The sequence below is a fragment of the Chitinophaga japonensis genome, from assembly GCF_007830125.1.
In the GTDB taxonomy this organism is placed as follows: Bacteria; Bacteroidota; Bacteroidia; order Chitinophagales; family Chitinophagaceae; genus Chitinophaga; species Chitinophaga japonensis.
In genome coordinates, this window is record NZ_VLLG01000004.1 from 139,173 (window position 1) to 150,979 (window position 11,807).

Below are 11,807 nucleotides of genomic sequence, written 5' to 3' on the forward strand. Positions count from 1 at the left end.
TCCTTTGTTATTCTATGTTTTTAATAAAGCCGTGAAAATTATATTCTTCACACGGGTTTCATTGTCTGAATCACCTTCCTCACTGGTGTAGTTTTGAACCCATTGGGCATTGCTGGAATCAACTCTCCATCCGTTCTTTGCCGTCCCAAACTGCCCATATGTTTGAAAGTTTGTTCCCGGTTCAGCATGGGTGCCTTCAATATGCTTGTGCTTTTTCATGGCATCTGCCTGATATCCACCGTTATTGTTGAAGGTTCGCCCATCCAGATCAAGACCACGCCCAGCATCATTGAAGCGGGGGTGAACACCCCTAAGATCAGGCAAGCGGAAAGTCAGCCCGTTGCTTTCTCCGGTGGAAAAGCAGCCCTTATATGCCATAGGGTCGCTATTCCACTGATCGTCTGAAATTAGGCTGGCACCCGTAGTTTGGGCGTATTCCCACAGCCGTGGGAATGAATCTTTATTGACGAGCTGTCCCTGCGCTATTATGGTATTCAAAGTGTTCGAGTAGCCCATCACAACATGCCCGACATCCAGGAAGTTGCCATAGGCATTGATTACATACCATCCGTCGGTACTGCTCATTACCCAAAGCACCTCACCTCGTCCCATATATACCTTTGTCTGCCCACTGTTACGGAAATAGATGTTCTGGCCGCCCTGGGTGGTAATAGTTGACTGATAGCTGTTATTGACCATCGTTTCAATAGGGATGATCGTATTCTCCGGGATAGCCGTTACGTCCGGAAGGGTAAGCGTGATCTTGGTAGTCGCACCGGCGATGTTGATCAACTTATTGAGGTCATCTGCCACCAGGGTAGTGTTCAGCGTTACCGTCTTGATGCCGGTGATCAGTGATACTCCGGAACCAGGATTAGGGAACTCTTGGTTCCCGCCTTCCAATTCGTAGATATGAGCAAAAAACAGGTCCCCTTCATAGAACTGATCCCCTTCTTTTGCCAGCTCAAAACCGCCTGTAGATAGTACATTGAATTCATCTGTAGCCAGCCGGCCGGGGCCCCTCCGGGTAAGGGAGTATGTGTATCCTGCCAGAGCGGGGATATCAATCCTGTTTTGACCTACCAATTCAGGAGGGATGTGGATTTCCATGTCAGCTCCGGAAAGAACCGGTGTCTCCGGAATGGCATCTCCGTTGATCTTCGCCCTGAGCTGGCTGACCGTCATGTGCTTGGTCTTATTGTCAGACTGATCCCAGCCGGCGATCTCGTCATCATCCGCTATGTCTGTAAATGCCGGTAACTCTGGTACTCTGGCCGTAGGCAATTCAATATCCACTGACTGCCCTGTATCTACTATCGTTCCTTGTACTATTGCCATGGGTTAACAAAAAGTGGGTTAACAAATTATATTTTCTTATAAACCTTGCCGCTCCCGTCTACATATAGCGGGAACATACCCGCAGTGTCGTTTACCCCGGGAATGTCCGCCATGATCACATTGCCAACAAAGTTGTTTTCGCTGCTCCTGTTATTCATTCGCTCGTTTATCGCTGCAATATCCCTTGAATTGCTCCCGATGCCGTTATACCAGTCCTGGGGGGGACTGCTGGCCACCGCATCCGCCAATGTCAGCTGGTAGTTATACTCGTCTTCAAACGACCGGACGGTATTGGTTACCCGAATCCGCTTATTGATCCCCAAGCTGCCGTCCGTTATCCAGATCAGGTCCCCGATATCAATAGTGTACCCCTTTTTACGGAAGTATGCCGGGTCCACGGTCACGGACAGCTCTTCCTGGGGCTCACTCACTACATTCAGCAGGTTCTGGGCCGCCGTCTTCAGGTCCGCCTCTGCTTTCGTAATATACGTTTCCGGCATAATGATATCCACCAGCACATATTCGTCACCGATTGCTGGCCGGAGTAGGGTTGATGGTACATCGAGCGATTTTTCATCCTTGTTTTTGTTTATCCTGAAGGTCTTTGTTGAGTTGTTATAGCTGGCGATGTCGAATGTGTACCCGGAGAGCTGCCCAGTGTTGAATGTTACCTTTGCACTCACTCCGGGCAGCAGCTGCCCATTCACATCAAAGTCCATGCTGGTGTCGGTAAAGATGAACGGATCTCCCGCGTTCACTGATGTAACCTTACCAGTCCGATGCGGATAGATGTCATCGAATATCTGGGTTTGCTCAATGATCCCATACTGGACAGTGTTCTTCTCCAGATACAACAGGCCGTCAGTCATCCGCAAGCGGGTAGCATACCCCCGGTAATCCGGCGGCAGGTTCTTATCAGAGCCGAATGCATACAGCCGCGTTATCACTGCGCTGTCGCTGAAGGTCTGCCGGTCAATCTGGTACAGGCCCTTCCTTTTACCCACCTGCAGGGTAATACCTCTGTCCACCTGCCGCTTGTCCAGGTGTATTTTCTTCCCTTGGATGAAATATTCTGTGCCAAACTGCTCGGCAATCCTGCCCAGCACCGAAAGGCAGCTTTCTGAATTGAACGTCATGTTCTGGTAGGGGCCACCGATAACGGCGCCCTTGGTCCAGCCTGCACCCACCCGGTTGGCGTTCTTTATCAGCAGATCTATGAAGGTATCCGGATTGCCCATTAGGGAAAACACCCCTTCGGCCAGCTCGTTGTTGGCGTCGTAGAACATAAACTGCACTTTGGCCAGGTCGAAATATTCCGACTGCATGGTCAAAGTGTACTCATAAAAACGGCTGGAATTCTTTTTAACAACTGGCAGCTTATTGATAAAGTAGTTTTCTCCATACACTGTACACCAGTCCCCAATCTGGAAGGGGACCAGCTTGCTCAGGTCAAACTGCAGGGTTATTATGTTATCACCCATAATACCTTTTGTCTGATTGCTGCTGCTATCAGGCTTGATGCTAATGAGCACATCACTACCGCGTTTTATGTCAATGCTGATCATGTGATAATAAACCGGTTCATTTCGTCAATTACATATACATTGCTGGAATCTATCTGTGGTTCCGCTTCCACCAGTGTTACCTGGAACTGCGCTGCTATCTTCCCCGCATTAGGCCCTTTCTTGATCCTGGTGTACCTGGTGAAGCTTGGGAACTCTTTGTAGTATACATAGAACGACTTTGACAGCTCTGACACCTCCAGCCGGCGCAGGTCCGGCTTTATCAGCATAGCAAAGAAGGAATTGTACTTATTCCAAAAGTCCACTTCCGAATCAGCCAGCAGGTTACATTGCAGGGTGACCTCCCGGGATTGCAGGTACACCCGGGACAGGTCTATGTCAATACCGTTTTCATCCTCCCAATCATGGCTGATGCTGTCCTTCCTGGCCGGTGGCTTCAGGAGGTCATCACTGCCAGCACTGATGGTAATCCCGTACACCAGCCAGAGATCAGCGCCATCCATGTAATATTGTCCGGTAGGGTATGCCATTATTTGATAATTTTTATTCCTACAGTTTCAATTTTCCGCAGCCGGGCGTCTATGCTGGACAGGTTGGCCGTATCCAGTTTTATCTGGTTCAATACGCTGAGGTTCTGCGTGGCTATCTGTAGCTGCTGTATAGCTGTCATACGCAGGCCGCCGAACTGCCCCGCCAATAGGTCCGCCTGCTGCTCGGTAATGCCCTTGATTGCCCCCTGCAGCGTGTTTTGTTCGTTACTGCCTGCTGACAGGTTCAGATCAGTAATATCCTGTAGCTGTTCAAACTGTTGGGCCGCCTGTTCTATGATCTGGTTGTACCTGTCCTGCAGGTCCGCGATCTCGCCTGATGTCAGTTGATTGTCCGATTGCGCTGCATCGGCGAATTGCTTGTAAAATTCCTGCAGGGGGGCTTCCAGGTACTGGTATTTAAGTGCATTCAGGGCCGCATTCCGCATGAGGTCCTCGAAGTTGTCGGCGAAGTCTTGAGCGGCCAGTTCTCCGTTGGTGAAACCCTGCACAATTGAATCGGTAATGCTTTCGGCGGTAGTACCAGTGAATATTTCCCGGGCCTGCTGCTCCAGGGAATCCAGTTGGGCCTGTATATTCTGTCCTTCCTCCTGTAGCTTTTGCAGTTCTTCAAACAGCGCTTTGGCCCGGCCGTCCAGTTGGCCCTTTGAATACAGAGCTTCAATCTGCTCGAAGGTCATACCCAGCAAGGACTGGTATTGATTAACGGCGTGGCTCTTTTTCCAGAGGCCCAGGAAGCCCCCGTACTTCTCCACGGTTTGGCCAGTAATGAAGCTCTCGCCCTGCAAGGCAGCCAACACGCGCTCCTGATCTGCCTGGTTCTGCTGCTGGTTTACTGCAAGGGCTTCCTGCTGGGCTTTCAGCGCCTGCAAGGTTAGTTCTACTTCCTGGGCTTTGATCAGGTTACGTTCGCGCAGTAACTCGTTTATCCGGTATTCCCCCAGCTCCTGGGCTACCTGGAAGGCGTATATAGCTTCGTATGTTTTCTGCAGGGATTCCCGGACTTTCTTGCCACCCTTCAGGACCGCGGCTACAGCTCCTACTACGGCACCCACGGCCGCGCCTACGACAGCTCCTACGCCGCCAAATACCGCACCAATTGCAGCACCCGCGCCAGCCAATCCTCCGATAGAAGAAGCCGCATTGCCGCCTTGACCTGCATCAAATTTTCCCGTAGACACTTTCCCTACAATACTTCCAACCTGGGCCAGTTGACCTACCTGCGTTAACAGGTCAGCCATTGTTTCCAGTGTGTCAGCCAAGCTATCATTTACTCCGGCTAGGTCAGATGCAAGACTCCTAAATGCATTACTTGCTTCATATAATGTTTTGGGTAATTCTTGCAATAGCTGCACAAGATGAGCATCTTCAGTTCTATTCAACTCTCCATTCACTCCAGCAATCTCTTTCCGCAACTGGTCTATTTGTTCATTCAGTTCTTTGGTGTCTCCCAACCCGGTTGCAGCGAACTTTTCCAGTACATTCAGCATATCTTGCAACGCCTTCTTATTACGCTTTAAGATACGCTCCTGCGCCTCATATCGCTGGTTGGTGGTGGCCAGCGGGTCATCAACAATACGTTGATCCTGGATATTCTTAGTGTCTGTTTGAGACTTTATAAAGTTCAGTTGTTCATCTACCGACCTGCGGGCATATTCCTTATCCAGGTCCAGTGCTTCCTTCCGTGCTTTGGCTTTTATTTCTGCTATTTTGTCCTGCAGGGCCTGCTGGCTGGAAACATCGTTCGCGTACTGCTGTTTTGTGGCGTTGATATCAAGTTCCAGTTGTTGGGCAATGGCCTGTTTGCGTAGCTCCAGTTCTGCTTGGGAATCCGGCTGTACAGTGGTGAGTTTTATATTAACCTTTGACAGCTCAGAGTTCAGTTTATTCTCTATATCCTTAGCGGCGGCCTTAGCGGTGGCATCATCCAAGATGATCTGACCGGCCCGCTGAATCCGTAATATCAATCCTTCACCAGCATTCAATGCCCGGGCCTGTTTGATCAGCTTATCTATGTCATTCTGAATCTTGGCAACAGATCCATCTTCTTTTCCTTCGGTTACACCCGTGGCCTTCGCCTCCAATGCCAGTACTTGGTCCAACAGCGTTTTCAGTTTGTTGGTTTCCTTTTGGGCCTCTTTCGCTGATTTCTTATAGTTTCCGTATGGGTCCAGCTCTTTTGCCCGCTTATCGGCCGCCAGGAGGTCTTTTGCGAGCTGTGCGCGCTCCTTGTCCACCTCTGACCCCTTATAGGCCTCTTCAATGTCCTCCCTGATAGATTTCAGCTCGTCCAGGCTTTTTGCCTGCGCGATCAATTGAGCGTTGGTCAGCTTCACTGCATCAGCAGTGGTGGTTTCTGCCTTTACCTGAGCGGCGCCGAGCTCATTGGTTATTTTCTCCTGCTCCCGCAGCTTCTTTGTGTTTTCGTCTATCAGGAACTGATAAGATTTTATAGCGGACCTAGCGCGGTCGCTGCGGGAGAACAACCCCGAATCAGATAGGTTTTTCTCTTCCTCCCGTATTTGCTTCCGGATTTCAGCTATTCTGTCACGCAGTTCCTGTTCCCTCTTCAGTGAAGCCGTTACAGCAGCCTCACTGGCTTCCAGTTTCATTTTAGTGCGCAGAGCTTCGATGTAAGCGTTTACGTTCTCTGTGAGCCGTTCTTGTGATACTGCCTTTGCGTCTATACCGGAAACTATTTTAGGGTCAATTTCAGCCAGCTTCTTATAGGCTGCCAGCCGTTCCCCCTCAGTAGTGTTGGCATCTTTCAATATGTCCAGGTAGGGCCGCATTTTCGCCCGCTGGTCGTCAATGGAATCCGTTACCTTTTTATTGGCATCCGCCAGTAACTGCTCTTTGGATGCGACATCAACGCCGGTGCGGCCGTATATGATCAGAGCCGCTGTCAGGCCGGCCAATACCGTAGCAATCGCCACATAAGGGTTGGACAGCATGGTGGCGTTCAGCAGCTTTTGTGCCTTCTCCGTGATCACCAGGGCCTGGTAGTGCAGGTACTCGGCAACCGTCAGGGAACTTACACCGGCAGTCTGGAGGGCCAACTGCACAGCCCGAATACGCTCCAGGGTGTTTACAATGATAATAGCAGCCTTGTAGGCGCCGTAAGCAGTGATCAATATCTCGATGATGTTGATCACATCCTGGTAGTGCTCAACAATGGTGGTGAGCGTTTCTATTGTGGTGCTGGCAATACCCTGGGTACTCTTGCCAAAGTCATTCAGCATTAGAGTGAAGGCATCTTCCAGGTTGCTGATCTGCCCGGTGAGGGTTTTTGACTGTTCTTCCATCAGGTTGAAGAACATGCCCCCTTCTCCGGTCATGGATTGAAATGCTTTCTGTATTTCAGGGAAACCTACCTTGCCGGCAGCAACCAGGTCGTTCACCTTATCGGCAGTTACGCCGAACTGCTTAGCTAGTTCCTGAATAATCGGGATACCGCGGCTGGTGAATTGCCGGATATCTATGTTGTAGGCGCGCCCCTGGGTCCGTAGCGTGCCATATAAGTAAACAATGTCATTCAGCGGGGCACTCACACCAGCGGCGATATTACCCAGCGTCCGTAAGGTGCCTATTATTTCCTCCGCCTGGAAACCATAGGCCAGCAGTTGCTTGGTGCCCTGTGCGGCATCTTGCAGGCCGAACGGGGTCTTTGCGGCCAGTTCTGCAACCTGGGCCAGTAGTTTATCTGCCCGGTCCTTGCTGCGCAGCATTGTGGAGAAAGCGACTTCCAACTGCTGGAACTCGCCTCTCACTCTCACTATTTGCTGGATGAAATTCTTTGCTGCGGACAAGCTGAGGTATCCGCTTATGGCGGTTGCTGCCTTTCTTGCGACCCTTTCAATGGCTTCAGATTCTTGGTTGGCAGATTGGGTAAGGCGCCGCAGGTTTTTCTCCATGGATAGTATCATGGCCTGGAACTGGCTGCCGTCTATGATGGCGTCAAATTCAAGAGGGCCGCCGTTTACGTTCAAAGCCATTACTATCTTGGTTTAAAATTGAAAAATTCTTCTACTTTTTCCTCATCTATCTTTATGGGCCAGGTGCCGCCTTTTTCCTTCCCATTTTCCTTGTCATTATCAAATGAAGGTGTAGTGGCGGACAACATGAGGACGTTGCTCCAGCTCATACCCCACAAGACCTCGTTCCAGGAAAACCGGAAATACTTCACTATCCCGCCGATCAATCCCCAGAGGCTATTGTCCCCCCTGGATTCAGTAGGCTCACCCCTCTTATTGAGATGATAGTACTCATAAAATTTAGCAGGTCAAGCTGCCGGATCACTACCCCGGAAATGGTAAGCAGTTCGGAAGCTGTGAGGTTATCCCGTATGAACCGGACAAGGTTGCGCCCGGGGCCGGAAGGGCTATTTGTAATCGCCGCGGCCACTACTTCAGCCAGGACATCACCGTATTGCTCGTATGCCCGGTAGTTGCTCTCCAGTGCGGAAGCATCTTTCTTATACACATCCCCGTCAATCTGCAAGAGCAACTTTGATATGCGGATCATATTGCCCAAAGTGGCGGGTCTGATCTGAAATGAACGTTTGGCAGGCAACAGCCCTACTTTCATTCCGATCTTCTCCCACCACTTTGGATGCAACACATCAATCTCAACACTTACCGATTTTTCCAGGATAGTATCGGCCGCGGCCGACAATATGTTCTTTTCATCTGTCATACCTTACGCCGGTTTCGTGTATTTGATCGGCGCGACGCCGTCTTTGTCCGGCAACAGGATAGTTATTGTGAGCTCCACCTGGAACAATGCCGTCTTACGGAAGTTGAACTGCTTGATAGCGCTGATCCGGGCATGCGGGATATCTACGGTGCCGCCTTTTTTTGTGATCAGGCGTACAGATTGCTCGATGATGGGCGCCGTGCGGGGAGCTTCCCACACATTATTACCGCTTGCATCGATGGATGCGGTGCCACCAAGTACACGCACAAGGGAAGCAGGCTCTACGTCGTACACGCTGAGCGCAACAGTGCTTTTACCTGGCGTTATTTCGCTGTAAAAGGGGTAGTCGTATTCTTCGACATTGAAGTCGGTGGTCGTCGGAGCCTCGTCTGATAAGATGGCCGTATCCGTTACGGTGGGGCCCAGTTCTGTAAGGCTGGTGCCCATACCGCCATCACCGGCGATATCTCCCATCAGGAATTGTTTCAGGCCTATTTCGGCTTTTGCTGCCATGGGTTAACAATTAAAAGGTTAACAAAAAGTTTTATACGTTGATTGCATAGAATTGCAACCGGATATTCACATAATGACTTTTGCTTTCTTCGTCTTCGAACAATGTCTGCTGCTGAACAGTGTAATTTATGTCCCCAGACTCCGGCCATTGGTCTGTCAACAGGTCAATGGCCGTGGTGGTCAGCTCTTTCAGTCTGGCGCTGTCCGGCTGTGTGAAGTCCTGCACTCCGCCTACAGTGATTACCAGATTTGGTACGTATATGTTTACATTCACAATCCCTTCCTGTAGCTGCAGGGCGCTGATAGGTAGCGTATTGATCACCACATCTTCCTTGGTACTGTTCAACGGCCGCTTTCCCTTCTTAATGATGCCGGTTATGGCAGTCTTAAGAGCGCTGGTGTTCAGCCGCTGGTATACAATATCTTCCTCGTGAAACGTTGTGATCATCTTACGTTGTCTATTCGTTTTTTCAGGCCCTCAATAGCCACTCTTAGGTCTTCCTTCGCCTGAGTGCTGGAAGAGGATATAACATCATATCCCCTTGATTCCACAGCCGCGGCATAGTCCATACCAGCTACAACGATCAGTACATATCCTTTAGGGAATGCCTTTGCTGCATCTTTGGCAGACTGCTTGGCTTGGTTCAATCCATCCTTACCGCCAGATACCGAACGGAAGTTCTCTTTGACCTGGGCTCCATTCTTCAGAATGACATACCCTATGGAACTGCGCAGGTTGCCGGTCCTGTCTGTGTAATTTCCGTTCTCACGGGCATTCTTAACGAACTTTTCACCGATGTACCGGAAGTTGGAAATGATGGCCTTATCCAGTTTGGCTACTCTGTCCGCCAGCACTTGCCGGATTTGCTCAGCGGTATACTTGGGCTTGACCTTTATAACCATATCCTGCTGTTTAATTGGCCCTGGGAGAACAACAGGACGTTACCCGTCGCTATCGTCTCCCCGTTCCATGTTACAGTTATCGCTGTTCCAGGCGCCACCGGTGCTGTCCCTTTTGGCATGTACACCACCCAGCTATACACGAACTGGTTACCGTCTGTTAGTTGCACCATCCTGCCGCCAACCTCCGCCCGGCCCTGTATCACTCTGTCCTCTACCGATCCCGGCACCCAATTACCGTTTTCGTCCTGAACTGAGTCAGTAACGATTTTTGCGGTGATTGTATGCGGATATTGAACTACCATGGCTTGGCACCTGTTACAGTCGGTTGCGTGTTCAGTTTATCAGGCAACCCGAGTTCATCCGCCAACCAGGAATACCACATCTTTATGCCATCGAGGTTCCATTTTATTGAGTAGCCTCCCTCTGAAACGTCCTGCATGCCAGCCAGCATTTGTGGCAACTGGTTGTAAACAGCTACTTTCAGAGATCGTATATCACTGCTGCCGGTTACAGTACCGTTGGGATCAATGTTCTGTTCTAACATAATGATTACGATCTCTTGATCGGTTACTCCGAACTTCCCCAGAATGGCGGTGAGGTATTCCTGATTCGTCATGTTCAAAGAGCATTAAGCGTACACTGCTTCCAGTAGGAAGATACCGTCCATTGAATCGAAGCTTGGGAAGGCATTCAGCTCGGACTTGGTCCATTCCCCGAACGGCTCGTTTTGGCTCCATTTGGAGATCAGTGCCCGCTGGTAGGTGGCATAGCTTACGCCGGCCACCGGCTTGGCTTCCTCAATCGCAAGTGCGTTCTTGATGGTGCCCAACTGGCCGGCAGGAACGAACACCGCGTTATTCTCGTTGAAGGGCCGGGTAGGAGTGATGATGCCATCTTTCTCGATGCCAACTACCTCATCAACGATCTCAATGATCGGCAGGCCAGCCGCTTGCAGGAATGTGTTGATGCTATCCAATGTAGTGATAGCAACCGGACTGAAGCTACCGCCAGGCTTGGGGCCATAGTAATAACCCTTCATGGTATCAATCACTTCCTGTGTCTTGATAAACTTCAAGAACAGGGCGTTTGACATGAGAACTTTCACTACAGACCGGCCCAGATCCGTTGCAGCCTTTTTCACCGTCTGGAAGTCGGTGATCGGCGTAGCGGTAGACGGGCTATCCCAGCTTACAGCAGCCTGTTTCTGGTTCGTTGACGGCATCAACAGATCCAGCGCGGTATCCAGCACAAGACCATCCGGGTTGTTCAGAGTAGTCAGGGTAATCTTACCCGTTGACAGCCCTTCTAGCGTCAGGTAGTCCAGGCGCTTCATGGCGGCGTTGCCTACTTTCAGCACATCATTGAAGATGAAGTCCAGCATCTGATCCCTGCGCACAGTGTCAGATACCGGCATCTGCTGCATTACCAGGTAGTCCCGGTAATCCTCTTCCGTCATCTTGAACATCTCTTTGATGGCAGGTATCTGGCCGGAGAGCTTGGACAGTTGACCACGGGCCCGCAACGGGGTCTGTGAATCCCTATTCACTACAGAAGCTGCGGCCTCAATACGGGAAGCGCCGATAACTGAAGTGTAGGTAAGGCTCATCTGGGGGGGAGCCCAGGCGAAATACCTTTGAAACCAGGTCTGAGCGAAACGATCCTGGCTACGGTCGATCATAAGCTGCATGTTGTCAGCATATGTACCGAATATTGATTTTAACTTTGCCATTTCTTATTCCCTCCCTGGTTTAGAATGATTGTGAATAGATGATCAGCGGCATGGCCGTTTTGGCTTCTGCCGGGGCGGCTGGTGCCCGCCGTGCGTACAAGGTGCCACGCAGGACGATGCCAACATCTGCGCCGGTTTCCACCATCGTATCCTGGTACAGCAGCCCCTTTGGGGTTACGGCCAGGGCCGCAGCAGATGCTCCGGTTGCGCTAGACTGGAACAATGCGGCGCCAGCGGTCGCGGCGCCAATGGTAGTTCCCACAGTCAGGACATCGTAGTCCGCACCGGTAGCGTCAATAGCGGTAATGGCATAGGCGGCGCCCCCTTCAGCACTGGCTACATAGTCGCCAACTGCCAACAGGGAACCCTTCTTTACCTTGTACTGTGTTGCTGAACCGCCGGCGTTCTCATACACCTCAGCGGTCTTCAGCGGTTTGGCCTTGCGGGTGCTCTCGTCATAATCCATCGGAGTGCCCGCAGGCATTGTAGCGCCAGAAGTGATGCCCGTGTTATCCAGAGTGAAGCCACCTTGAGCGGTTTCAATCACGGTCTGGAACA

13 protein-coding genes are annotated in these 11,807 nt (G+C 50.8%); all 13 read right to left on the reverse strand.

Annotated elements, in window-relative coordinates:
* Nucleotides 1–12: 12 nt before the first annotated feature.
* The 13 genes from LX66_RS17585 to LX66_RS17645 all read right to left on the reverse strand — a co-directional run bounded on the left by LX66_RS17585 (nt 13) and on the right by LX66_RS17645 (nt 11,733).
* Nucleotides 13–1,338, reverse strand: coding sequence for a hypothetical protein (locus tag LX66_RS17585; protein WP_145715989.1), 1,326 nt, complete (start codon nt 1,336–1,338; stop codon nt 13–15).
* A gap of 26 nt (nt 1,339–1,364) precedes the next feature.
* A complete protein-coding gene (locus LX66_RS17590; RefSeq protein ID WP_145715991.1) occupies nt 1,365–2,819 on the reverse strand; it encodes a phage tail protein in 1,455 nt (484 codons plus the stop codon).
* A gap of 80 nt (nt 2,820–2,899) precedes the next feature.
* Nucleotides 2,900–3,391: a hypothetical protein gene (locus LX66_RS17595; RefSeq protein WP_145715993.1), complete on the reverse strand. Its 492-nt coding sequence runs from the start codon at nt 3,389–3,391 to the stop codon at nt 2,900–2,902.
* On the reverse strand, nt 3,391–7,404 hold the full coding sequence (locus LX66_RS17600; protein WP_145715995.1) for a tape measure protein: 4,014 nt from the start codon (nt 7,402–7,404) through the stop codon (nt 3,391–3,393). Before LX66_RS17600 ends, LX66_RS17595 begins: the two co-directional genes overlap by 1 nt.
* Before the next feature lie 2 nt (nt 7,405–7,406).
* Complete coding sequence (locus LX66_RS17605) at nt 7,407–7,610, reverse strand: hypothetical protein (RefSeq protein WP_145715997.1); 204 nt, start codon at nt 7,608–7,610, stop codon at nt 7,407–7,409.
* Nucleotides 7,607–8,104 (reverse strand): hypothetical protein, encoded by a 498-nt coding sequence (locus LX66_RS17610; protein ID WP_145715999.1) that lies wholly within the window; start codon nt 8,102–8,104, stop codon nt 7,607–7,609. Before LX66_RS17610 ends, LX66_RS17605 begins: the two co-directional genes overlap by 4 nt.
* 3 nt (nt 8,105–8,107) lie before the next feature.
* Nucleotides 8,108–8,617: a hypothetical protein gene (locus tag LX66_RS17615; RefSeq protein WP_145716001.1), complete on the reverse strand. Its 510-nt coding sequence runs from the start codon at nt 8,615–8,617 to the stop codon at nt 8,108–8,110.
* A gap of 31 nt (nt 8,618–8,648) precedes the next feature.
* Nucleotides 8,649–9,065, reverse strand: coding sequence for a hypothetical protein (locus tag LX66_RS17620; RefSeq protein WP_145716003.1), 417 nt, complete (start codon nt 9,063–9,065; stop codon nt 8,649–8,651).
* Nucleotides 9,062–9,520, reverse strand: a complete 459-nt coding sequence (locus tag LX66_RS17625; protein ID WP_145716005.1) for a hypothetical protein — start codon at nt 9,518–9,520, stop codon at nt 9,062–9,064. The genes LX66_RS17620 and LX66_RS17625 overlap by 4 nt, the downstream gene beginning before the upstream one ends.
* Nucleotides 9,511–9,747 carry a hypothetical protein gene (locus tag LX66_RS17630; protein ID WP_145716007.1) on the reverse strand — a complete coding sequence of 79 codons (237 nt, stop codon included), beginning with the start codon at nt 9,745–9,747 and terminating at the stop codon, nt 9,511–9,513. Before LX66_RS17630 ends, LX66_RS17625 begins: the two co-directional genes overlap by 10 nt.
* A gap of 68 nt (nt 9,748–9,815) precedes the next feature.
* Nucleotides 9,816–10,136, reverse strand: coding sequence for a DUF6706 family protein (locus LX66_RS17635; RefSeq protein WP_145716009.1), 321 nt, complete (start codon nt 10,134–10,136; stop codon nt 9,816–9,818).
* 12 nt (nt 10,137–10,148) lie between these two features.
* Nucleotides 10,149–11,198: a major capsid protein gene (locus tag LX66_RS17640; protein WP_158642667.1), complete on the reverse strand. Its 1,050-nt coding sequence runs from the start codon at nt 11,196–11,198 to the stop codon at nt 10,149–10,151.
* 70 nt (nt 11,199–11,268) lie between these two features.
* On the reverse strand, nt 11,269–11,733 hold the full coding sequence (locus LX66_RS17645) for a hypothetical protein (RefSeq protein WP_145716013.1): 465 nt from the start codon (nt 11,731–11,733) through the stop codon (nt 11,269–11,271).
* Nucleotides 11,734–11,807: the final 74 nt, after the last annotated feature.